The following is a 24,740-nucleotide window of genomic DNA, read 5'->3' on the forward strand; positions in this document are numbered from 1 at the left end:
AGATATTTATTTTTTTGCAATTAGCAATATGTTTATCAACATTTTTTGCACACAAAATCAATTAGTTCAGTTTCTTATCTACTATTCTGTGGAAATAATCTTGCAGGAATGCTTTACACTGCAGCTCTAATTGATTCATCTCTGCGTTCCGCTGACCGATAAGATTGTTTTTCAGACCTTTATCATTCTTGTCATAAAAGCCTAAAGTTTTATGTCCGTCAAAAACACAAATATAATTTCCAGATGCATAACGGTATGTATTATCCATATAGTTTACTGTAAATGGCAACTGATTTTTATCTCCGAATAAACTTACGCCCCAGCTTCGGAAAGGTTTCTGATAGCCAATCATATCCAGAACTGTTGGATAGATATCTATCTGCTGTGCCCATTCATCATTTACACCCTGCAAACTTCCGTCCGGTTTATAAATAATAATTGGTACAGCCTGCTTGTTCAGACCTTCCTGATATTCTTTGTAATAACTTTGATTATCGTGATCAGCTGTCAGAATAAAAATAGTATTCTTATACCACGGCTCTTTTGAAGCAGATTCAAAGAACTTTTTCAAAGCATAATCCGTATAACCAACAACCTGGTGCATCTGTACTTTACCCATCGGGAATTTTCCTTTAAATTTAGCTGGCACCTGGAACGGTTCATGTGAAGTTACAGAGAATATTGTCGACATAAAAGGTCCTTTTTTCTGAGTAAGCGTCTTGTTCATATACTGAAAGAAAGGTTCGTCCCAGATCCCCCAGACTCCGTCGAAATCTGCATCATTATTATATTCTGTTTTGCCATAATAATGCTTGAAGCCCAGGATATTTCCAAAGCCTAAGAATCCCATAGATCCGTTTGGAGCACCATGAAAGAAAGAGGTATCGTAGCCTTCACCGTTTAAAATAGAAACCAAAGACTGGATCGTCTGATTGGGATAAGGAGAAGATGTAAATGCATCTTTAAATGACGGAATGCCAGACAGAACGGAAGACATACCATGAATAGATTTATAACCATTGGCATAGGCATTGGTAAAAATCATACTCTTCTGTGATAATGAGTCTAAAAACGGTGTATAACTTACATAATCTTTGATTCCGTTATTCTTATTAAAGGCACCAATATATTCCCGTGAATAACTTTCCAGAATGAAGATCACAATATTGGGTTTGGAAGGAGCATTATTCTGATACTGTTTTACAGGATGAGCCAATTTATCTGCTTCTTCCTGTGGCATAAAGGTGAGCTTCTTGAAAGACGTTGTACCAATTGTTCTGATGATACAAAATGGTGTATTAAGAACCACATTGGCTTGTACATATTTATCTACAAATTTATTGGCATCTACCAGATTAATAGGTCTTGTACTCTTTTTGAAATCGCCTCTGATTCCACCTACTGCCAAAACCGTGATGATACAAACACCGATAACTGATGTTAGCACATACATTCCTTTATGCTCATATTTTTTTTCCTTTACCTTAACTCTTGTATAGAGGAAAATCCATAAAAATGCACACGCAAAATATAATAAGAATACATACCAATAATTTATGAGAAAATCAGCAAAAAGTTTTCCTTTATTCGACTCATGCTGAACACTTTCCAATATGTTAACTGCACTTCTGCTGAAAGTAAATTTATAGTAAATAAAATCTACAAAATTGAAAGTGATTGCTACGAGGTTACAGACAAAATAAAGAATCATCAGGAACTTCTGATAACCTTTTCTTGTATTGACGAATAGTGGTAAAATCGAGAATAGAATAAACAGCGCATTGGTATATAAAATTGCTGTAGTATCGAATGCTATCCCGTGAAAACAAAGTTTCAGCAGCTCACCGACTGAATCAATCTTTAAAAGATCCCAGTTGAAAACAGCAAATAAAACTCTGGTTACAAAATAAAAAAAGTAGGCTAAAAATAGGCGGTATGCCAAAGCCAGATATTCATTTTTTCTAAAATTCTTGATCATTTTTAGTAAATAGAGAACGACAAAATTAGCAAATAATTCATACTGAAAAGCATGAGACTGTTTTTTAAAAGATAAAACTTAATTATCTTTTCCAACCTTTTGAAAAGAAACAGAGTCTTTATCAATAGAAACCACCAAAATGAACGAGGAAATTCTACAACAATGTATCGGTAACGATCGTATTGCACAGCGAAAGCTATATGATGCCTACTATCCGAAGCTGCATTTTGTCTGCAAAAGATACCTGAAGTCTCAGGAAGACATAGAAGAAGTTCTGGCCGATGCCTTCTTCAGTATCTTTTCCAAATTGTCACAGCTGAAGGAAATTTTGGCATTTGATGCCTGGGCAAGAAGGGTTACAGTCAATCAATGCCTTAGTTTTCTGCGCAGAAAAGAGCTGGCCTCCATCTCTATTGATGAGTTTGAACTCAATATACCGGATCCCGTTATACAGGATTTCCCGTATAATGAAGAAGAATTGTTACGCTTAATGGACACCCTTCCGACGGGAAGCAAGACCATTTTCAACCTGTATGCTATTGAAGGCTATTCTCATAAAGAGATTGCTGAACAACTGGGAATAAGCGAGGGAACCTCCAAATCCCAGCTAAACTTTGCGAAAAACAAGCTACAGAAATTGGTACATCAGTTTTACTTTTCAAAAACCAACTAAAATGAACCCAAGAGATCCACTTAACGATATATTTAAAAAGTTAGACCATTCGGAATCTAACGACCTTTCTTCTAAAGAGAAGGTATGGGCTATGCTGGAAAACAAACTGGAACAGCCTGCTAAAAAAGAGACAAAAGAGTTTTCAGTCAATCGGAAATGGCTTGCCGCAGCTGCAGTAATACTGTTTGCAGGAGTTACTTATCTGTTCTTCAAACCTACAGATAAACAACCCCCGATTATGGTTAAAACGGAAACCGTTGGAAAAACAGATACACCAACGGGTTCTTCTAAAACTCCGCAAACCATTGCTCAAAATGATATTACAAAAGATCAGGTAGAAAAAATAAAAAAAGAGAAAAAGAAACTAAATACCCCTAAAGATATTATTGCATATCAGGAACCTGCTAAAGCGGAAGCTTATTATGCAGCACCCTCTCTTGGAATAAGCCCTTCTGCCAGCTATGCTCTGCCACCACCGCCAGCAAGTACAGCAGCCGGAAAAAATATAGAAGCCCCCCGCATGCAAGATGAAAAAAGACTTAGTAATGCAAATGGAGCTAATAGTATGAATCTGCAAGGAAAGGTGGCTGGTCTTGCAATATCATCGGAAAACAATATGAAAGAAGTTGTTGTTACCGGGTATTCAGCAAGAGCATATAAAAAAGTTACTGCTGAAAAAGGAGTAAACACAATTTCACCTGCAATGGGAATCAAGAGATCTCCAGTTAATGCAGATATAAATAATGTTGTTATCAGAGGAGCGTCTGCGCCTTCACAAACCAACGACCCTTTATATGTAATGAACGGTGAAGTGGTAAATAATAACTATTTAAAAGTACTGTCTCCCAACAATATTGAATCTATAAATGTACTGAAAGGTGAAAAGGCGTCTGCATTATATGGCGCAAAAGCGGCAAACGGTGTAATTGTTATCACAACTAAAGATTTATCTAAACGAGAACTGAGAAAAATAAAGCGTAAAGCAAAGAAATTAGAAAAAGAAAATCCAATAATTACACTCCCCCAACCGAAAATTGAAGTCTCAAAAGAGGAATATCCTGAATTTACAGAAAATAGTTTTGAGAGCCCTGCAACAGCTCCTCTTTCAACTTTTTCTGTTGATGTAGACAAAGCCGCCTATTCCAATATCAGAAGAATGATTAGTTATGGACAAACTGTGCCCAAAGATGCTGTAAGAATTGAAGAAATGATTAATTATTTCCCTTATAACTATCCTCAGCCAACGGATCAGCATCCTTTTTCTATCAGTACAGAATACAGTATTGCACCATGGAATCCGAAGCATAAACTTTTAAAAATAGGTTTACAAGGTAAAAATTTAGACCTGGGCAAGGCACCCAAATCTAATCTGGTCTTTCTGGTGGATGTTTCAGGCTCAATGGATCAGGAAAACAAATTACCACTGTTAAAAAAATCATTAGCTCTCATGACAGAAAAGCTTAGCTCTGAAGATAAGGTAACCTTGGTAGCCTATGCAGGTTCAGCAGGACTTGTTTTACCAGCTACTCCCGGAAGTGATAAGAAAAAAATTCTTGAAGCTATCGATCGACTTTCTGCCGGCGGAAGTACTGCTGGTGGTGCCGGAATTCAGCTGGCCTATAAAATAGCAAGAGAAAACCTTATTAAAAACGGAAACAACAGAGTGGTAATAGCTACCGACGGAGATTTTAATGTTGGTATTTCTTCCAGAAAAGACCTTACAAGTCTTATTGAAGAAGAAAGAAAATCCGGAGTTTTCTTAACCTGTCTAGGGTATGGTATGGGCAATTATAAAGACACAACACTGGAAACCCTTGCAAAGGCAGGAAATGGAAACTATGCGTATATAGATAACCTACAGGAAGCTAATAAGTTTTTAGTAAAGGAATTTGCAGGAACGATGTATACAATAGCCAAGGATGTAAAAATCCAGATAGAATTCAACCCGCAAAATGTACAGGCTTACAGACTGATTGGATATGAAAACAGATTGCTGAAAGATGAAGACTTTGTAAATGACGCTATAGATGCCGGAGAAATTGGCGCAGGACATCAGGTTACTGCTCTCTATGAAATTATACCTGCAGGCACAGAAGATGAATTTTCTCCAAAAAATATAAATCTGAAATACTCTAAAAAAACAGAAACAGCCAATAATTTTGGAAAAGAATTGGCAACCATAAAATTCCGATATAAAAAGCCTGACGGAGACAAAAGTATTGAGATCATTAAAAATATTGACAATAGAAATATTGCTCTAAGCAATACTTCCGATGACTTCAGGTTTGCTGCTGATGTTGCATGGTTCGGAATGAAATTACGCGATTCCCAATACCTAAAAGATAAAGAAACAAAAAGTATTTTAAACCTCGGAAAATCAGCTGCAAAATATGATCCGGACAGCTACCGGAATGAATTCCTAAAACTCGTAGAATTAGTTAAATAATGCTGCAGCCGCTTAAAAAGTTTTAAGCGGCTGTTTTATTTTCTATTTTTGAAAAAAGAAATTCATGAAGCGAGATCTCTATATTGACTTTGCCAAAGGACTGGCTACACTTAGTATTATTTTTATTCATACTGCATTCTGGTCCGGCCAATTTTATATTCCAAGTGAATTCAGAGTATTAAGTCTTCTGATAGATGTTCCTATTTTCTTTGCTTTAAGCGGAATTACATCTTCAGGAAATATAGAAAAAACTCTTTACCGCCTTCTGAAACTACAAATCACCTATATGATCTTTGTGACCGGATTATTTTTTGCGGACTGGATCTTCAAAGCAGGCGTTATTACCTTTTGGGATACAGATACACTGAAAAGCTTCTACTCCACATTTGGAGGGAAATACATTCCTCAGAATCCGTCTGCTGCTATCGACTGGGCTCAATTAGGCAACTGGTACCTGCATAGTTACACCAACTGCGACACCTTCCCTGTGGTTATGGGTAGTTTCTGGTACCTCAAGGTGTATTATATTGTTACTATTTTAGGGGTCTTAATTCTCCGTTTCTTCAAGCAGCATATTCTATGGTTTATCGCTCTTTGTGTAGCTCTTACCCTTATTTTCAATATTGATCCAAACAACTATCCTTCCGGACAAGTTGGTTATGTTGTGTATTATTTAGGTGTATTCCTTATAGGGTTTCAGTTAAAAGGAAAAACTATAAAAAAAGTTTACATTCCTGTTTTATATGTATTAGCAGCGATAAGTATTATTACAATAGGTTACATTTACGGACCAGATATTTATTATAAAATCAACAAACAGAAATTCCCGCCACAGATACCTTATATTGTTTGGTCTCTACTCTCTCTGATTACTGTTTTTGTTTTGTACAACCGATTAAAAATTACGAAAGACACCTTCATCAATAATATTGGCCGGAATGCCATATTCTTTTATTTCGCACAGGGGATCAGCTCATCATTGGTGTACTTCATTGTTGTTCCGCTAAAGGGCTATATCCATTGGGCAGTACTGATGGTTATAATATATGTAATCAATGTTATTCTGGCAATTCTTATTGCTGAAGTACTGAAAAAAGCAGATGCTTTGGGCTGGAGAATTTTGGAAAAACTGAGAGAATTAACTGCTAGAAGAATTTAAATGCCAGTAATAGAGTTAAAAACCCATATAAATGCTGATATTCATTTAGTCTTTGATCTATCAAGAAGTATTGATTTACATTCTATTTCCACAGCCAAAACTAATGAAAAAGCTATTGCCGGAGTCACTTCTGGTTTAATAAGCAATGGAGAAACAGTTACATGGCAGGCAACACATTTAGGAATCCGACAAACTTTGACATCAAAAATAACAGCATTAGATCCACCTTTTCATTTTCGGGATGAAATGTTAAAAGGAGCCTTTAAATATATTAAACACGATCATTATTTTGAGAAAACAAATACCGGAACACTAATGACCGATATTTTCAGATATGATTCTCCTTTTGGTATTTTAGGTAAGATATTTAATAAACTTATTCTGACTAGCTATCTAAGACAATTCCTATTAGACAGGAATCAAGTCATAAAAGACTTTGCAGAGAATGGCGAGTGGAAAAAGGTATTAAAGTAAACCTATTCAAATCTTTTTATAACAGCATTTTGGAAAGTATATCTCGGTGTTTCAATAATGGCTCCGGGATTGATATTAAACCATGGATTGCCATTTAAAGAAAGTACATGGATAGACTGTGCCGGAGTAAATCCTTCTATCAGTGCATATTTTTCATTTTCACCATCAGAAATTTTGTCAGCTATCATTACTGTATGTCCGGGACTTCCCGGAGTTATAATCAAGTCCCCAATATTTAGCTCTGCACTACTCTTACTGTCTTTCAGTTCTTTAGAGAGTGAAATTGTACCTGCATAGTTATATATAATATCCAGATACTGCCGGAAATCTGAATAAGAGCTCAACGCATTCTCTGGCGCTCTTTTTATGAATTTTACATTATTTCCATTAATTAATGGCCGCATCCCTTCTGTATAACTTTTCCACGAGAAGTGATCCCCACTTGTAAAATTAAAACCTATTTCACTATATCTTTTTTGACCAAAAAGGTATTCAGCCCGGAGCCTTATTAAAGCATCTGCACATTGCTGTAAATCTTTTTCTCCAACATCATATGTCAGAATTCCAACATGATGTGTCTGATCCGATATTTTCGTTCCGTCATATTTCAGGATCGGACTGCCATATTTTACCAATACCTGATTTTGAATAAAATGCTCCCATGTATTTTCATTGGTAGCTTCCCGGGTAAAACCTTTTGGAACTAAAAGTCTTCCTTTTAGTGTATTGGATTTTTCATCAACATAACGCTCCTGAATTTCAGAATCATTTTTTGCCGGTACTTTTGCCGATAAGGTTTCATTTTTCTGGCAGGAAGAAAGTATTGCAAAGGCTCCTAATAAAAATACTGTTTTCATAGAACTCATTTTATCAAATATAACTGATTTCATCCTCCAAATTCTTAATTTTGTGAAAAATTATAATTCATGTTCAGGCTAAAATTACCAACCGATCCACGCTGGGCAAACATTGCTGAAGATAATCTCGGAGAAATATTAACCGACCATGCATGGTGCGAGCAGAAGGCTGCAACCAATGCTATTACCCTTATCACTATGCTTCCAGAATACCCGGAAATAGTAACAGAACTATTGGCTATTGCTCAGGAAGAGCTGGATCACTTCAATCAGGTACATGAAATTATCAAACAAAGAGGCTATACATTAGGCAGATCCCGTAAAGACGATTATGTAAATGATCTTTTTAAATTTATTGTTCAGGGAACCCGTGAGGAGCTTATTATAGACAAAATGTTATTTGCTGCAATGATTGAAGCACGAAGCTGCGAACGCTTCAAAGTACTGACAGAAAATATAAAAGATGAGGAGCTAAAAGTTTTTTATAACGATTTAATGATTTCTGAGGCCAATCATTACACAACTTTCATTAAATTCGCAAGACAATTGGGTGATCCTGAAAAAGTAAACCAGCGCTGGGAAGAATGGCTTGAATATGAGGCCAAAATTATCCAGTCTTACGGAAAAAAAGAAACCATCCACGGCTAATTAATGGAAAAAAGAGGAATCAATTATTATATAGGTTTATGCTTCAGATCACTGCTACAGGGCTTAGTGATTCTTGGACCTATTGGTGCTACCATTGGACTGATCTGGTATCTTGTTTCCTCTATCGATAATATTATCCCGTCCATTTCCGAGAGATTCCCCGGACTTGTATTTATTTCTGTCATCATTATCACCGCACTTGTTGGTTTTATAGGCACCAAGTTTCTGCTGGGGCGTATCCTTGTAGATGCTATGGATAATTTGCTGGAACATACTCCCGGGATTAAATACATCTATTCTTCACTAAAGGATGTAATGAGCTCCTTTGTCGGTGATAAAAAGAAATTTAGTAATCCGGTATGGGTAAAAACCAACAATAATCCGGAAGTATGGCGTATCGGTTTCCTTACACAACACGATTTATCACCTGTAGGTTTGAACGAAAAAATTGCCGTTTACCTTCCCCATTCATATGCAATTTCCGGCTGGGTAATTCTTACCGAACCCGATAATGTGCGGGAAGTCGAAGGCATGAATTCTGTGGAAGCCATGAAATTTGCCGTTAGTGGCGGTGTATCAGGTTTCCATTCTGACGAAAATATATTTAAGGCACCGGAATGATGCTTTAGAAAATTGTGAGTCTGTTGTTTTTGTATAAGTATTATAAAAGCAACATTTTGCCTTCCATAGTATTTGAAAGGCTTTGTTTACAATTTCTAAAATTCTTTTCAATCTTAAATATTATCAACATGAAACTTCCTTATGCTGAACCTTATCGTATAAAAATGACAGAAGAAATCCACCAATCTGCTCCCGAGGAGAGAGCGGAATGGATTAAAGCCAGTCATTATAACTTGTTTAACTTAAAAAGCTCACAGGTTTTTATAGATCTGTTAACGGATAGTGGTACCGGTGCTATGTCTGACAAGCAATGGGCTGCCCTTATGACCGGAGATGAAAGCTATGCAGGTTCCCGTTCTTTTGAGCAACTTTATAATACCGTTAATAAACTTACCGGATTCAAACACCTTTTACCAACTCACCAGGGGCGTGCTGCAGAAAATGTTCTTTTTTCTGTTTTGGTAAAAGAAGGCAATATTATTCCGGGAAATTCACACTTCGACACAACCAAAGGCCATATTGAATTCCGTAAAGCCCATGCAATAGACTGCACGATTGACGAAGCTTTCGACATTAATAATCTTTATCCTTTCAAGGGAAATATTGATCTCAATAAACTGGAAAAAGTTTACCAGGAATATGGTAAGGAAAAAATCCCGTTTTGCCTTATTACCATTACCTGTAATTCATCAGGAGGCCAGCCTGTTTCTATGGAAAACATAAAAGCCGTTCGGGAATTGTCCAATCAATATGGTATTCCGGTGTTTTTTGACTCAGCGAGGTTTGCAGAAAATGCTTATTTCATCAAGAAAAGAGAAGCCGCATATCAGGATAAAAGCATTAAAGAGATTGTAAGAGAATTGTACTCTTATGGGGACGGAATGACTATGTCTTCCAAAAAAGACGGCTTGGTAAATATCGGTGGTTTTATTGCTCTTAATGATGACGAAGTATTTCAGAAAGCTTCAAATTTCACAATTATTTATGAAGGCTTTATTACTTATGGCGGAATGGCCGGCCGTGATATGGCCGCTCTTGCTCAGGGATTGGATGAAGCAACAGAGTTTACCTATCTTGAAAGCAGAATTTCACAGATTGAATATCTTGGAAACAAACTCATTGAATATGGGATTCCTATTCAGAGACCAATTGGTGGACATGCTGTTTTTATAGACGCTCTTACCTTCCTGCCGAACGTATCCAGAGCTGAGTTCCCTGCGCAAACTCTGGCTATAGAATTGTATAAAGAAGCGGGTATTCGTGGTGTAGAAATAGGAACTTTATTAGCTGACAGAGATCCCGAAACCAGAGAGAATCGCTATCCAAAAATGGAACTCCTCAGGCTGGCAATTCCAAGAAAAACATATACCAACAATCACATGGATTATATTGCCGTTGCCCTGAAAAATGTTTTTGAACGAAGAAATGAGATTACAAAAGGTTATAAAATTACCTGGGAACCCGACATTCTAAGGCACTTTACCGTTCACCTTACCGAAGCATAATATTTTAAACTCATCTTTTTAAGATGAGTTTTTTTATTTTTCATTTGGAATATTAAAAATAAATTCTACATTTGTAGAGCAACTAAAAATAAAAACAATGTCGAAGATAAAATTAACTGAAGCTGAGCAATTTATAATGGAGGTTATCTGGTCTAAAGAAAAAGCTTTTATGAAAGATATTATGGAGGCCTATGATGATCCTAAGCCAGCCAGTACAACTTTAGCTACTGTACTAAAACGTATGCAGGACAAAAACCTGGTAGGATATGAAACAGTTGGAAACTCGCGACAATATTATTCTCTGGTGAAAAAAGAACAATATTTCAGTGGAGAAATGCAAAGCATGATGAAAAAGTTCTTCAACAACTCTGTATCTCAGTTTGCATCTTACTTTACAGCGAATGCTAAGCTTAGTGAAAAGCAGCTAAAAGAGCTGCGTGATATGATAGATCTGGAAATAGAGAAAAAACAAAAAGATGGATAGCTCAAAAATTATTCTGCTTTTAGGAATTTCTTTCCTATGCTGGCTTATTTATAAGTCGGTGTTGGCGGATCATAAATTATTTGTATTCAACAGATTTTTTCTTTTAGGAGCTGTCATTATTAGTCTTGTTATACCGTTTATACAAATTGACATTGCACGAGAAAGTAATCCGGTTACCCGAAATGTAAACATTTACTATATTCAGGAAGTTATTATTGGTAAAGCTCCACAGCCGTCATTCAACTGGTATAAGATTGCTGCTTATGGCTATATTGTAATAACCACCTTTTTTATTATTCGCTTTATACTAGGCATACTTCAAATTGTTCACAGGATTTATAAAAACAAAAAGAAAACTGTCGATAATATCCACTATATACTACTCGACAACAATCAAATTCCATATTGTTTTCTCAATTATATATTTGTCCCTGGAGAAGATTTTCTTCACAAAAACATCGAATCTGAAATATTACAGCATGAGCAGGCTCATCTTTTTCAGAAGCATACATTAGACATTATGTTTATTCAGCTGGTATTGGCATTTGCATGGTTCAATCCTTTTTTCTGGCTTATTAAACGGTCTATTACTGCCAATCATGAATTTCTGGCAGACGAGCATACGCTTCGTTTGTCTAAAGATATACAGCATTACCGCAAATTGATTATATCAAAAACAATGGCGCCATATCATAACCAGTTTGCAAGTAATTTCAATTTTTTACTTACTAAAAAACGTTTCATTATGATGACAAAGCAAACATCCAAAAACAAAGTACGCTTTTTAAAATTATCCGGCGCTACTTTATTGATAGCCGCTACTGCATTTACAATAAGTATGAATGCAAAAGAAAAAGAATCTATAACAACCTCCCTTACAGCTAAGTTAGATAAAATTACAGACAATACTCTGGCGTTATCAGCTACAAAGTCCGATACCACAAAACAGGAACGAAAAGCTATTATTTCAAAAAAAATAGAGGAACTTAACGCAGAAACAGCTACAAAACGGGCAGAAATTATCAAGAAGTACAATAAGTCCGGGGAATTAAAAAATTCAGATTTCCCTCCCACTCCCCCAGTACCTCCTACACCTCCAGCAGCACCGCCTGCTCCTCCAATTCCACCAGACCCTATGGCAAAATTAATTCCCATAAGTCCCTCAGAAAAAGTAGACAGGGAAGCAACATTCTCTGAAGGTATTGAAGGCTTCCGGAATTTGTTCGTTCAGACTTTTGATAACAGTAAAGTTGATGGCAAAGGGACTCTTAAATCCACAGCATCATATATTATCGATCAGAACGGAGATGTAAAAGATATAGTTACAACAGGTCCTAACGAAAGCCTCAATGCAGAAATAAAAAGAACTATTGCAACAATTGTTGCAAAGAAAAAATGGATTCCGGCTCAGCTAAATGGCAAAAATGTAGTTTCACGTTACCACTTTCCTGTAACCATGAATTTTGAAGGCACTAAAAAGTTATAGAAAATTTAATACAACAAAAGCTCTGGCCTTTCCAGAGCTTTTGCTTCTTAAATACATTAACAGACCTATTGTGCGGAATACAGAAACTTATGTAATATTCTTCCCTATTTCGTATTTTTGTAAGGAATACCTGTCTCATGAATTTCCAGATACAATCAGAATACAAACCTACCGGCGACCAGCCCCAGGCAATTGAAAAACTTTCCAAAGGCCTTTTATTAGGCGAAAAATACCAAACCCTATTAGGGGTTACCGGATCCGGTAAAACCTTTACAATTGCCAATGTTGTTCAGGAAATACAAAAACCAACATTGGTACTGGCACATAACAAAACTCTGGCAGCTCAGCTTTTCATGGAGTTCAAAGAGTTCTTTCCGGACAATGCTGTAGAATACTTTGTAAGTTATTATGACTACTATCAGCCAGAAGCCTTTATTCCTACTACCAATACTTATATTGAGAAAGATCTGAGTATTAATGAGGAGGTAGAAAAACTGCGTCTTTCTGCAACAGCTTCATTGCTTTCCGGAAGACGGGATGTATTGATTGTTGCATCCGTTTCATGTATTTATGGTATTGGTAACCCTACGGAGTTCCATAAATCGGTGATTTCTTTAGATGTTGAAGTCCCGATATCCAGAACCAAGTTATTGCATACACTGGTAAGCTCGTTATACTCCAGAAGTGTAAACGAATTTATTCGGGGAACATTCCGCGTAAAAGGAGATGTTATCGATGTCTATCCTGCTTATGCCGATAGTGCTATTCGTATTCAGTTCTTTGGAGATCAGATCGAAAAAATTCAGAGTTTTGATCCTGTTTCCGGAAATGTAACTTCTAACTTCGATAAAATCAATATTTATCCTGCCAATCTGTTTGTGACCTCTCCTGAAACAATGCAGAATGCAATTAAGGAAATTCAGGATGATCTGGTAAAACAAACTGCTTTTTTCCAGGAAATAGGAAAACCTTATGAGGCGAAAAGATTGGAAGAACGAACAGAGCTTGACCTGGAAATGATAAAAGAATTAGGCTATTGTTCCGGAATAGAAAATTATTCCCGATATATGGACGGAAGAGAAGCTGGATCCAGATCTTTCTGTCTTTTAGATTATTTCCCTGAAGATTATCTGATGGTAATTGATGAAAGCCACGTTACAGTACCACAGGTTCATGCGATGTATGGCGGCGACAGAAGCCGGAAAGAAGTTTTGGTAGAGCATGGTTTCCGTCTTCCGGCAGCAATGGATAATCGTCCATTAAAATTTGAAGAATTCGAGATGCTACAGAATCAGGTAATCTATGTAAGTGCAACTCCTGCAGATTATGAACTGCAAAAAACAGGCGGTGAATATGTAGAGCAGATTATTCGCCCCACTGGTTTATTAGACCCTGTTATCGAGATAAAGCCTACCCAGAATCAAATTGATGATTTGATTGAAGAAATACAGAAGAGAACGGAGGAAGATGAACGTGTACTGGTGACAACACTGACAAAGAAAATGGCAGAGGAACTAACCAAATACTTTACACGTTTTGGCATCCGCACGCGCTACATACACTCCGATGTGGAAACCCTGGAAAGAATACAGATTATGCAGGATCTCCGAGCCGGATTATTTGATGTTTTAGTGGGTGTTAACCTTCTTAGAGAAGGATTAGACCTCCCTGAAGTTTCGTTAGTTGCAATTTTAGATGCTGATAAAGAGGGAATGTTACGTTCCAGAAGATCTCTAATACAGACAATTGGTCGTGCAGCCCGTAACCTTAACGGGAAAGCGATTATGTATGCTGATAAAATCACCAAAAGTATGCAGGCAGCTATTGATGAGACCAGCTACCGTCGTGAAAAGCAGATGAATTATAACAAGGAGCATGGTCAAGAACCACAGGCACTTAATAAAAAGATTAGTGAATCTCTGGTAAGACGTAATCCAGACTTCCCGGATCAAAAATATATTCAGAAAGAAATTTTACAGAAAGTTGCTGAAGTACAGGCTAATTATTCATCTGATGAGATTGAGAAGATTGTTGCTAAAAAGCAAAAGGAAATGGAGCTTGCTGCCAAGAACTTAGACTTCATTGCTGCGGCAAAATTACGTGATGAAATAGCGGCTTTAAAGGGCTGATAAATAAAAATAAAACCTGCCAAATGGCAGGTTTTATCATTTCTGTACTTGTCGTTTGATTTCTGTCAGAAGATATTCAAGTCCGTTTAATTTTATTTCATAAATAGTGGAAAGCATCATCCCCAGTTTTCCGGGAGGCATTCCTTCCCGCTGAAACCATTCCAGATAACTTACAGGAAGATCTGCAATAATTGTGTCTTTATATTTTCCAAACGGCATTTTCTGGGTTACAATATCTTTTAAGATTTCCGGATTCATTTATTCGTTTTAATTTTTATCATTCGTCTTTTTCTAAGAGTAGCTCGTCATCAGGCGGAGTATTTTTCCTGCCTAGAAACTCATCTTTATATACCTGCATGAGCAATATTGTTACCGAAACCAGAATAGGTCCGAAAATAAGCCCTAAAAAGCCAAATATATTCATCCCTGCTATAATTCCGAATACAGTATTTAGCGGATGTATATCTTCAAGTTTTTTCAGCAGTGTAAATCTCAATAAATTATCAATAAGTCCAACAACAACAATACAGTAAACTGCCAGCCCAATTCCGGCTCCTGTCTGTCCTTCTGCAATCATAAATATACAGATAGGCACATATACAATTGCAGCTCCTACAATAGGAATCATGGAGGTTACAAATGTAAGTGCAAATAGCAATACCGGACTGGGCGCTCCAAAGATAATATAACCAATAAGGCCGGCTATCCCTTGCCCCAATGCAACCACAGGAATACCTATAGCATTTGCTATCACCATTTTGCGGATCTTCTCTCCTAATAAGAAGTTATTGGATTTTTTGAAAGGTGCTGCATTTTCTAAGAGACTCTCGAATTTCCGTGGGGAAATCAGCATAAAATATAAAACAAAATACATGGAAGCAATAACTGTTAATGCATTGAATGTTGTATTCAGCAATGATGTAGAAAGCTTCCCGGCTGTATCTTTCAGTTTATTGATATTTTCTTTACTCAGCAGGTCAATGCCTATTTCTTTAAAGACAAAATCATGAATTTTATCAATAAAAACATTGAACTTTTGCATATAAGCCTGAGCATTTCCAAGCTTGTCTATAAGAACATCTATAATGAGATAAACAGGAAGAATCAGAATTAATAGTGTTGCAACTATAATTACTATAGCTGCTAAAGAAGGCTTCCATTTCTTTTCTTCAATCAGGTATAATAAATATTTTCTTGATATAATATACAATGTAATCGCACCCAGAAGTGAGGGAATAAACATTGACAGATTATAACATATAAGCCCTGCTAATATGATAATAATACAAATAAGGGCAATCTGCTTGATTGCTATTTCACTAATTGGTTTATCCTGTTTTATCGGCATGCAGTATTATGTTGTATGAGTCAGTTGCTTTGGTACTCCTTTGTAAGCAATATAAGCAGAATACATCGCTGCATAATAGAAAAATGCAGTCACTACAATACCTATGCAGCAGGCAATGATTCCTAAACCGGAAATAATAAAAGCTACTAGATTAAGGAGCAAAAAGGCACCATAATTTTCTTTTACAATATTGAAAGATTTAGATATTGCTTCTATAGCACCGGCATTTTCAAATAATAAAATTGGATAGCCCAGAAAGAAAAGCGGCATAATAAATACAGCAGGAAGGTAGCACAAATTGGTAGAAATTGTCGCTACAATAACATAAATAAGGCTATAAAGCATAATATTTACGGTATTTTGTTTGAATCCAATAAACAGGTCCGAAAAATCTAATACCTGTCCGGAATTCTTTTTATGCATCATATAAATAATCCCGATAATGATTGGAGATACCAAAATGAAAAATAATGTAGAACTTCCGGCCCACCATAAAACAGGGCCACTGGTATACATTTCTCTATAAGCATCAGCATTATACCCATATCCGCTACTTTGGCTCATCGTAACCATTTTAGACCATCCGCCTGTTAAAAAAGACAGAAAATACGAAACTGCCATAATCAATAAGGTTACAACAATTGCGTAACCTATAATCCCTTTATAAAGGTTAAAAGCATGGGATAATATATCACCGAAATCTCTCTGCGGTTGTTTTGCAGAGCTATCAAATTCTTCAAATTCAGACATAATAAATTAAGATTTGTTGTTTATACCAAATATATTAACTTATTATGAGTTATGGGTAAGTTGAAATAAAATTAATGGCTCTCAGGAAAGATCTTTTGATAATAAGCATATAAAACAGCATTCCAGAAAGGAAATGTTAATAGTATACCGACTCCGCATAATGCTGCTCCGATATAGCTTCCAAATACTGCCAGTAATAATGCTGTTAAGCAGCCAACAATATTCTTTCCAACTGCCTGAAAACTTAACTTTAGCGATTCCTGAATATTCAGATTATTGAAAAACATCAAAGGCCCAACAAACAAAGTTAATAAGACCCAGACAGGAGCCAGAAACAAAGTCATTTTAGAGATGTAATAAATACCACCCCAGAATAAAGCGTAGCCAATATATTTGAAGAAACTACTTCCCTCAAAGCCAACAAATAAATCTCCAACAGAGATTTCTTCGGCTTTATCCATTTTCCGGTAAATATTAAAAAGTCCAAGGTTCAGAGGAAACAGAAGTGCTGTAATAACAACAATCCAAAGTGTAACATATCTGAAGTTTTCGGAAGCAATAATTTCCATATACTTTTCCCTTGCAAGATCCTGATCCGTATTAAAGTATGCTGAAAGGTCATGTATCTGTTCCATTACACCATAATAACTGAATAGAAAGAACGTTAGTCCTAAATAAACGGCAAAATAACAGATAGAAAACAAAACCTGAAACATGATTGTTTTACTCCAGTATTCAAAAGCTTTTCCGGGGATTTCAGAAAAGGAAATTACTTCTCGCGGCTGCATCATTAAATTTTGCGCAAAATTACACATCTTCTTCCGTACTTTTGCATCATGAAAGCAATAAATACGAAAGAATTTTCCGAAATGGATAAACTTTCCGAAAAAGGAGAGCCTTTTATTTTTATTATTGATTTTTTAAAGCAAAATATTCTGCTTTTTACAGAGGATGAACTGAATAAAAATCCTGATATCTTGGTTCATTTTCAGAATTATAGAAACTATACTCCAGAAACTTCTCTAAACAAAAAAATACACATGCAGTCCTTTCCGGAAACTTTTGAATCCTATAAAAAAGGATTTGATCTTGTTATGGAAAATCTGCAATTAGGTAATTCTTACCTGATTAATTACACCAGGAAAACAAGAATAGAAACAAATCTTACCCTTCAAGATATTTTTAACCACTCCGAGGCTAAATATAAAATCTGTTATAAGAATAATTGGGTATTCTTCTCACCTGAAGTTTTTGTAAAAATTGAAAATCAGAGGATTTCAACATTTCCAATGAAAGGAACCATTGATGCTGACATTCCGGACGCAGAAAATATTCTGAAAAATGATCCGAAAGAAAAAGCAGAGCATTATACGGTTGTCGATTTACTTCGTAACGATCTGAGTATGGTGGCGGATAATGTAAAATTAGTTGATTTCCAAAGAATTGATTATCTTAAGACTCTGAAAAAGAATCTTTATACTATGAGCTCGGAAATTGAAGGAACTATAAAACCTTCTTTTCAGAACAAAATTGGTAGTATCATGCAAAAATTGCTTCCTGCAGGCTCTATTCTAGGAGCACCAAAAGAAAAAACACAGGAGGTAATATTAAAAAGCGAAAGCTACGACAGAGGATTTTATACTGGTGTGTGTGGCTATTTTGATGGTAAAGACTTGGATTCTGGTGTTATGATTCGTTTTATAGAAAATGAGAATAACCAGTTTTATTTTAAAAGTGGCGGCGGGATTACGCATCAGAGCGATGCTTCTGCAGAATATCAGGAAATGATTAACAAAATATATGTTCCGGTTTATTGAAACTATACGCGTAGAGGATTCTCAAATATTCCTGACTGATCTTCATCAGGAAAGGATGGATCGTGTATTTTCCCATTATGGAAAAGAAAATCCTTACTTGCTTAAAGAGTATTTCCTGCAACAAAATCATGATGAACATGGCCTTTACAAATGGCGTATTGTATATGATCTTAATGGTAGTATACACTGTCAGATGATACCCTATGCTGTTGAGATTCATAATAATTTTGAGCTGATTAACGGAAATCATTTAGAGTATTCATTTAAGTATGAAAGCAGAGAGGAGATTAATAAATTAAAAGCTTCTGCAGATGCAGAAGCTGTAATATTTTATCAAAACGGAATGATAACCGATACCTCATATTCTAATCTTATTTTCAGAAAAGACAATGAGTGGTACACTCCTGAAACTTTTTTACTTAATGGTGTTATGCGTCAGCATTTATTAAAATCTGGAAAGATAAAAACATTAGAAATAGGTTTAAAAAACATTAAAGAGTTTTCTCATTTCCAAATGATTAATGCTATGATTCCGTTCAACACTCAGGAATATCCTATTGCATTGATTCAGAATCTTTTTAGTATCAAAACTTTAGAAATTTAAAGTAGTCTTTCTGTACATCAGCATTATCTTCGCTTCTGGTATTAATCTCCAGAATTTTAGGCTGCACACTTGGCTTAAAGAAGTTTTCCAGCGATCTGTGAAATTCATCTTTTGTTTCGATCTGGAAGTAGTCGAACTTAAAGTGTTTTGCAAGATTAGAAGCATTCATTTTATGACTTGTCGCAATATATTCTCCTATTGCGTTTGTGTCTCCCGGCCCTGGAATAATACGGAAAATATTACCTTCTCCGTTATTTACAATAATGATTCTTGTATATGGTGGAATATATTTGTTCCAAAGGCCATTGATATCATAGAAGAAGCTTAGGTCTCCGGTAATAAGAACAGCAGGATTATCATTCATCATGGCAAACCCCATAGTTGTAGAAGTACAGCCATCTATTCCACTTGTTCCTCTGTTACAGTAAACTTCATGTTTTTCAGAGAAGTTAAATAGCAATGTATAACGAATTGCTGAACTGTTGGATACATGTACACTATAGTTTTCCGGAATACTTTCTGCAAGGTCCCTAAATACCATGAAATCTGAGAAAGGCACTTGTTGTGAATACTCTTCATGTCTGGCGTCCTTTTTATCCCTTCTGGCATCCCATAGGTTATAATAAGCCTGAGGCTCCAGATTGACTTTCTTTACTAATTGGGTAAAAAATGCTTCATGATCTGAGTAAATCTTTTCTGTCAGCGCAAAATAAGTATCAGGCTGCCAATAAGGATCTACATGCCAATGATGTGCAGGATTGGCTTTTCTGAGGAAAAGTTTTACTTTTTTGGACACTACGTTTTGCCCGACTGTAATCAATAAATCAGGAGCATATTTTTTAAAATCCTCTTCTGTAAAATCAAATATATAGCGGTCTATATGGTTGAAAAACTTGGAATGGTACTGATTAGAAGTACTTTCTGTAAGTACAACCGCAGAATGGTTCTTTACCAACTGCTCTAGCAGTACATTAAGTTCCGGAGACGGATCCAATGTTCCCAATAGAATCAATATTCTTTTGCTTGTATTCCATTCAGCAATCACATTTGAAGGTATCTCGTATGTATTTTCCTGGATATGCTTTTCTATTTCCGGCATTGGCATCAGCTCCGTTACCATTTCATACAATGGTTCCATAAGAGGAATATTGATATGTACAGGCCCCTGCTTCTCCAGACAAAGCTCAACAGCTTTTTTTACTGTTTCAAAATTGTATTCATCTGCATCTGTTTCCTGATCTTCTTTCATCTGGAAATCTCCGTATGAATGCTGATGGAAAAGATCCTTCTGGCGAATCGTCTGCCCATCGAAAATATCCACATAATTTTCCGGTCTGTCCGCGGTCAGAATCAATAATGGTATATTCTGATAAAATGCTTCTACAATTGCAGGATAATAATTCGTTGCAGCAGATCCGCTGGTACATGAAACCGCTACCGGTTTGTGCATACTTTTAGCCATTCCCATGGCAACGAATGCCGCAGATCTTTCATCTACAATACTGTAACAGTGGAAATCATCTTCAGAAAAATGAATGGTAATAGGCGCATTCCTGGAGCCCGGAGATAATACAATGTGATTAATCCCGTATTGCTTCAGGATATGTGCTAAAATCTGAATACTGCGTTTAGAGGAATACTGCTTCATGAAATTAATTTGGATAAAAACCAGAATACAAAACTAAAGAAAAAGGCTTAGCCTTCAAAGCTTAAGCCGTTAATACTTTTTCGAAAGCTTTACGGGCACTTTCACGGAAAACTACCTCTCCGCAATAAACATATCCTAATTTTTCAAGAATGGCCAGCATTGCAAGATTATCAAAATTGGTATCTACCTTTATACTGTAAACATGTTTAGATCTGGCAAAGTCATCCAGGGTACCAAAGAATTTTTTTACGATTCCTTTCCCTGCAGCCTTATCAGAAACAGCAACTCTATGAACAACCATAAAATCACCATTAGTAAGCCATTCTCCCTTTATATTTTCATAGGCTGGTTCGTCATTGAAAATTAAAGCAGCATAGGTAATAACTTCATCATTTAGTGTCAGAACATATCCCTGGCCTTTTGCAATATCATTTTCAACAGTCTGCAGATTTGGATACCCATCCTGCCACTGATTGCTTCCGTCATTTTTTCTTCTTTCAATAGCCTGTTGAAGAATTTCCCAAATTATATGTTTGTCTTTATCTTCTGCCTGTCTGAATCTGATTTCTTCCATTTTCTACATTAATGTCTGTGCTAACAAATATACTAAAACAACCGGAGTTGCTGGTCTTTTGTGCCTGTAAAATTGCTTGTATCTAATACGATTCTTTCCCTTCCGGCAAAAAACTTTCTTTTTCCAAGTTTTACGGTATTATGAATCATTTCTGCAATATTTCCCTCTCCTTCATATCGGTTGTAGAATCTTTTTTCACCCAGATTTCCACCCCGCATAGATCTTATAAGATTAAGCACCTTGTCTTTCCTATCAGGAAAATATGTTTCAATCCATTTTACAAATACAGGCTCTACAGTATCATTAAGTCTTACTAGTGTATAACCAGCAGATAGTGCTCCTGCTTCAGAGGTCACTTTCATAATGTTGAGTATTTCATCACTATTCAGCCCCGGAATAATTGGTGCAACCATAATATGTACCGGAATACCGTTTTTAGTAAGCTCTTCTACGGCATGCAATTTATTTTTGGATGAAGATGTCCGTGGCTCCATTACCCTTCTTAAATCTTCATTAATCGTAGGAATACTCAAAGCCACAGAAACAAGGTTCTGTTCTGCTAAAGGTTTTAAAATATCTATATCCCGAAGTACTAATGCATTCTTGGTAATAATATTAACAGGGTGTCTGTAATCCAGGAACAATTGCAATAGCTTTCTGGTAATCTCCAGCTTACGTTCTACCGGCTGATAGCAATCTGTATTACCGGAAACTAAAATAGGCTTTGGCTGATAACCTCTTTTCTTAAAAAATTTCTCAAGTAACTCCGGAGCATTCTTCTTAAACATAATGCTTCTCTCAAAATCTACTCCTGCACTATACCCCCAATATTCATGTGTAGGTCTAGCGAAGCAGTAAGAACAGCCGTGCTCACATCCCTGATAAGGATTTAGCGAATACTCCATAGGCAGATCAGGGCTTTTCACCTGATTGACCAAAGTTTTGGGGAAAACTTCTGTAAAGTCAGTTTTTCTTAGATCCAAATCTTCATCCTCAGAATCAAACGAATACCGATCGAATCTGTTATGTACATTCTGCTGAGCGCCTTGCCCTTTTACGGGATCTATAGCCATTACTATTTTGTGTTTCTGTTTACGAATTTAGATCAAACTTTCTAAAAATATATTCAGTTGTCGCAGATAGTTTTCCACAAAAAAAGCTTTAACCGATAGTTAAAGCTTTCTGCTATAAATATAAATAAGTTTATTTACTACAAATACGCATTAAGTTCCACACTATCAGCTTCATCATTCTTTTGCGAGTTACGATCTGTCAGATAATCATAATAGTCATCGTGATCATGTTTTGAAACCAATTTACGTAGGCCAAAAACTCCTAATACTGTTACTAATCCAACAGCGCTCGCTAATAAAACTCCAATACTCTTGTTCATTTTCATTGTAATTTAAGTGGTACAAATACTGCAAATAGTGTTCCTTTCGGAAAAAACTGTTTATTAATATTCTGTTAAATTACGCATAAATGTTTATTTAAACAAAAAAGAGCGGAAAATTCCGCTCTCTATATCAATTCATTATCAGACAGTTAAAACTTGTATCGTACAAAAGCTTCAATTGCTTCATATTCAGCTAAACCTAAGTTGTTATACAACTGTGCTGTCTCACTCGTTCTGTCTTCAGCTCTTACCCAGAATTCACGGGCATCATCACCAGGGAAAACCGGTAAATCTTTCTGTGACTGGTGTTTGAATATTGCTAATCTTTTCTTATAAACTTCCTGTGGGGAAAGTGGTACTGCCATTTCGATCTCATGGATCGGGAATTCATGCCATGCACCGCGGTACATCCATAACCAACAGTCTTTTGTCCACTCATCAGTTTCTTTTAGCCTTTTTAAAGCCTCTAAAATAATATCGAAACATACCTTATGAGTTCCGTGTGGATCTTCAAAATCTCCTGCTGCAAAAACCTGATGAGGCTTTACTTCTCTCAGTAGCTCAATTGTCTGCTGGATATCATCTTCGTATGAGCTGCTTTTATCGAATTTTCTTCTGTCATAGAACGGAAGATCCTGAAAATGAATCTGGTCTTCATTCAACCCTACAAAACGAGCTCCGGCAATTGCTTCTCCTTTTCTGATCAGGAACTTAACTTTTCTTATAAATTCCGTATCCGTTTGATTTGGCTTTTTCTGGTCGAAAATCTCTACATTATCTTTGTAGATATTTTTTACTTTCTGATCGTCGAAGCCAACCAGTTTAGAGAAATCTTCAGCAAATTCTAAATATCTCAATACATCATCATCCCAAACAGCTGCATTTCCTGAAGTCTGGTATGCTACATGGACATTATGTCCCTGATCCGCCAGCTTTATGAAGGTTCCTCCCATAGAAATTACATCATCATCAGGATGCGGAGAGAATAACAATACATTTTTCTTTGCTGGATTTGCTCTTTCCGGTCTCTGAGAATCATCTACATTAGGTTTTCCACCTGGCCATCCGGTAATAGTATGTTGTAATTCGTTAAAGATCTTAATATTCATGTTATAAGCCGGACCTTTCTCGGTAATCAGCTTATCCATACCATGAGTATTATAATCGTCATCCGTAAGTTTAAGAATTGGTTTGCCTAATTTCTGAGACAACCATACAACAGCTTTTTTAGTAATTACATCATCCCACTCAATATCCTGAGCCAACCAAGGCTTATCAAACCTTGTTAATAACGATGCAGCATCTTCATCAACGATAAACTCAACGTTCTGTGAAAGTTGCAGATAAGTTGCCGGAATATCAGAAGACACCTCTCCTTCAACAGCTTTTTTAATAATCGGAGCTTTTTTCTTATTCCAAGCCATTAGAATAATCTCTCTGGCTTTGAATATAGACCCGACCCCCATTGTGATTGCTTTCTTCGGAACGTTTTCCTTTCCTCCGAAATCTCTGGATGCATCTTTACGTGTAAGATCGTCCAGTGTCACCATTCTTGTTCCTGAATTTGGCGCTGCTCCTGGCTCGTTAAAACCAATATGCCCGGTACGCCCGATCCCAAGAACCTGGATATCTAAACCTCCGAAAGCGTTGATCTTTTGCTCATATTCTTTACAGAACTCTGCTACCTCTTCTTCTTTAATACTACCATCAGGAATATGAATGTTCTCTTTTGGCACATCAACATGATTGAAAAGATTTTCATTCATGAAAGTTACATAACTCTGAGGTTCGTTTGGCAGCATTGGATAATACTCGTCCAGATTGAAGGTAACAACGTTGTGAAAACTTAGTCCTTCCTCTTTATGAAGTCTTACCAATTCCTGATAAACCTTTATTGGTGTAACACCTGTCGCAAGGCCTAGCACCGCTTTTTCTCCTTTAGCTTGTTTATCTTTAATTAACTGTGCTATTCTGTTTGCAACAGTCTTTGTAGCTTCCGTTTCTGAAGAATAGACCGTTACTGGAATTTTTTCAAATCTGGTCTCTTCTAATAGATTTAATCTTTGCATGTTTATTTTGTTTTTTCAAAAATACTGAATGTAAACTTGAAATCCAATCAAAAAGGGGCTGGTATATAGCCAAA

At 36.3% G+C, this 24,740-nt stretch carries 23 protein-coding genes; 12 read left to right on the forward strand and 11 right to left on the reverse strand.

The window, feature by feature from the left end; genetic code table 11:
• Positions 1 to 61 precede the first annotated feature (61 nt).
• Positions 62 to 1,978 (reverse strand): LTA synthase family protein, encoded by a 1,917-nt coding sequence (locus AYC65_RS17220; RefSeq protein ID WP_034870834.1) that lies wholly within the window; start codon positions 1,976 to 1,978, stop codon positions 62 to 64.
• A gap of 139 nt (positions 1,979 to 2,117) precedes the next feature.
• Here AYC65_RS17220 and AYC65_RS17225 point away from each other — a divergent pair, with 139 nt between their 5' ends.
• The 4 genes from AYC65_RS17225 to AYC65_RS17240 all read left to right on the forward strand — a co-directional run bounded on the left by AYC65_RS17225 (position 2,118) and on the right by AYC65_RS17240 (position 6,730).
• Positions 2,118 to 2,651 carry an RNA polymerase sigma factor gene (locus AYC65_RS17225; protein ID WP_034870833.1) on the forward strand — a complete coding sequence of 178 codons (534 nt, stop codon included), beginning with the start codon at positions 2,118 to 2,120 and terminating at the stop codon, positions 2,649 to 2,651.
• A gap of 1 nt (position 2,652) precedes the next feature.
• Entirely contained in the window at positions 2,653 to 5,097 is a 2,445-nt protein-coding gene (locus AYC65_RS17230; protein ID WP_034870832.1) for a vWA domain-containing protein, read from the forward strand.
• Positions 5,098 to 5,161: 64 nt separating this feature from the next.
• Positions 5,162 to 6,256, forward strand: coding sequence for an acyltransferase family protein (locus AYC65_RS17235; protein ID WP_034870831.1), 1,095 nt, complete (start codon positions 5,162 to 5,164; stop codon positions 6,254 to 6,256).
• On the forward strand, positions 6,257 to 6,730 hold the full coding sequence (locus tag AYC65_RS17240) for an SRPBCC family protein (RefSeq protein WP_034870830.1): 474 nt from the start codon (positions 6,257 to 6,259) through the stop codon (positions 6,728 to 6,730).
• 2 nt (positions 6,731 to 6,732) lie between these two features.
• Here AYC65_RS17240 and AYC65_RS17245 read toward each other — a convergent pair whose 3' ends face one another.
• Positions 6,733 to 7,587, reverse strand: coding sequence for a DUF4846 domain-containing protein (locus AYC65_RS17245; protein WP_234300377.1), 855 nt, complete (start codon positions 7,585 to 7,587; stop codon positions 6,733 to 6,735).
• Between the two features lie 69 nt (positions 7,588 to 7,656).
• On the opposite strand from AYC65_RS17245, the gene AYC65_RS17250 reads away from it, so the two are divergent.
• The 6 genes from AYC65_RS17250 (at position 7,657) to uvrB (ending at position 14,460) form a co-directional block, all read left to right on the forward strand.
• Entirely contained in the window at positions 7,657 to 8,235 is a 579-nt protein-coding gene (locus AYC65_RS17250) for a MiaE family protein (protein WP_034870828.1), read from the forward strand.
• A 3-nt stretch (positions 8,236 to 8,238) separates the two neighbouring features.
• Entirely contained in the window at positions 8,239 to 8,856 is a 618-nt protein-coding gene (locus AYC65_RS17255) for a DUF502 domain-containing protein (protein ID WP_045182626.1), read from the forward strand.
• A gap of 128 nt (positions 8,857 to 8,984) precedes the next feature.
• Complete coding sequence (locus tag AYC65_RS17260; protein WP_034870827.1) at positions 8,985 to 10,361, forward strand: tryptophanase; 1,377 nt, start codon at positions 8,985 to 8,987, stop codon at positions 10,359 to 10,361.
• Between the two features lie 97 nt (positions 10,362 to 10,458).
• A complete protein-coding gene (locus AYC65_RS17265) occupies positions 10,459 to 10,845 on the forward strand; it encodes a BlaI/MecI/CopY family transcriptional regulator (protein ID WP_034870826.1) in 387 nt (128 codons plus the stop codon).
• Positions 10,838 to 12,331, forward strand: a complete 1,494-nt coding sequence (locus AYC65_RS17270; protein WP_034870825.1) for a M56 family metallopeptidase — start codon at positions 10,838 to 10,840, stop codon at positions 12,329 to 12,331. Before AYC65_RS17265 ends, AYC65_RS17270 begins: the two co-directional genes overlap by 8 nt.
• A 137-nt stretch (positions 12,332 to 12,468) precedes the next feature.
• Positions 12,469 to 14,460, forward strand: coding sequence for an excinuclease ABC subunit UvrB (gene uvrB / locus AYC65_RS17275; RefSeq protein ID WP_034870824.1), 1,992 nt, complete (start codon positions 12,469 to 12,471; stop codon positions 14,458 to 14,460).
• Between the two features lie 36 nt (positions 14,461 to 14,496).
• Here the strand turns inward: uvrB and AYC65_RS17280 are convergent, their stop codons facing one another.
• The 4 genes from AYC65_RS17280 to AYC65_RS17295 form a co-directional block, all read right to left on the reverse strand.
• On the reverse strand, positions 14,497 to 14,718 hold the full coding sequence (locus AYC65_RS17280; protein ID WP_034870823.1) for a DUF3820 family protein: 222 nt from the start codon (positions 14,716 to 14,718) through the stop codon (positions 14,497 to 14,499).
• 19 nt (positions 14,719 to 14,737) lie between these two features.
• Positions 14,738 to 15,808, reverse strand: coding sequence for an AI-2E family transporter (locus tag AYC65_RS17285; RefSeq protein ID WP_034870822.1), 1,071 nt, complete (start codon positions 15,806 to 15,808; stop codon positions 14,738 to 14,740).
• Between the two features lie 6 nt (positions 15,809 to 15,814).
• Entirely contained in the window at positions 15,815 to 16,558 is a 744-nt protein-coding gene (locus tag AYC65_RS17290) for a hypothetical protein (RefSeq protein WP_034870821.1), read from the reverse strand.
• A gap of 71 nt (positions 16,559 to 16,629) precedes the next feature.
• Entirely contained in the window at positions 16,630 to 17,349 is a 720-nt protein-coding gene (locus AYC65_RS17295) for a hypothetical protein (RefSeq protein WP_234300379.1), read from the reverse strand.
• Between the two features lie 45 nt (positions 17,350 to 17,394).
• On the opposite strand from AYC65_RS17295, the gene AYC65_RS17300 reads away from it, so the two are divergent.
• Positions 17,395 to 18,375 (forward strand): aminodeoxychorismate synthase component I, encoded by a 981-nt coding sequence (locus AYC65_RS17300; protein WP_034870819.1) that lies wholly within the window; start codon positions 17,395 to 17,397, stop codon positions 18,373 to 18,375.
• On the forward strand, positions 18,359 to 18,979 hold the full coding sequence (locus tag AYC65_RS17305; RefSeq protein ID WP_034870818.1) for an aminotransferase class IV: 621 nt from the start codon (positions 18,359 to 18,361) through the stop codon (positions 18,977 to 18,979). Before AYC65_RS17300 ends, AYC65_RS17305 begins: the two co-directional genes overlap by 17 nt.
• On the opposite strand, the gene menD is transcribed toward AYC65_RS17305, so the two are convergent.
• The 5 genes from menD to nagB all read right to left on the reverse strand — a co-directional run bounded on the left by menD (position 18,960) and on the right by nagB (position 24,666).
• Positions 18,960 to 20,627 (reverse strand): 2-succinyl-5-enolpyruvyl-6-hydroxy-3-cyclohexene-1-carboxylic-acid synthase, encoded by a 1,668-nt coding sequence (menD, locus tag AYC65_RS17310; protein WP_034870817.1) that lies wholly within the window; start codon positions 20,625 to 20,627, stop codon positions 18,960 to 18,962. The two genes, AYC65_RS17305 and menD, sit on opposite strands and share 20 nt — an antisense overlap.
• Before the next feature lie 61 nt (positions 20,628 to 20,688).
• Entirely contained in the window at positions 20,689 to 21,201 is a 513-nt protein-coding gene (locus AYC65_RS17315; RefSeq protein WP_034870816.1) for a GNAT family N-acetyltransferase, read from the reverse strand.
• 32 nt (positions 21,202 to 21,233) lie between these two features.
• Positions 21,234 to 22,274: a PA0069 family radical SAM protein gene (locus tag AYC65_RS17320; RefSeq protein WP_034870815.1), complete on the reverse strand. Its 1,041-nt coding sequence runs from the start codon at positions 22,272 to 22,274 to the stop codon at positions 21,234 to 21,236.
• Between the two features lie 137 nt (positions 22,275 to 22,411).
• On the reverse strand, positions 22,412 to 22,594 hold the full coding sequence (locus AYC65_RS17325) for a hypothetical protein (RefSeq protein WP_199161549.1): 183 nt from the start codon (positions 22,592 to 22,594) through the stop codon (positions 22,412 to 22,414).
• 152 nt (positions 22,595 to 22,746) lie between these two features.
• On the reverse strand, positions 22,747 to 24,666 hold the full coding sequence (gene nagB / locus AYC65_RS17330) for a glucosamine-6-phosphate deaminase (protein ID WP_034870814.1): 1,920 nt from the start codon (positions 24,664 to 24,666) through the stop codon (positions 22,747 to 22,749).
• Between the last annotated feature and the right edge of the window lie 74 nt (positions 24,667 to 24,740).

Source organism: Elizabethkingia bruuniana, from assembly GCF_002024805.1.
GTDB lineage: Bacteria > Bacteroidota > Bacteroidia > Flavobacteriales > Weeksellaceae > Elizabethkingia > Elizabethkingia bruuniana.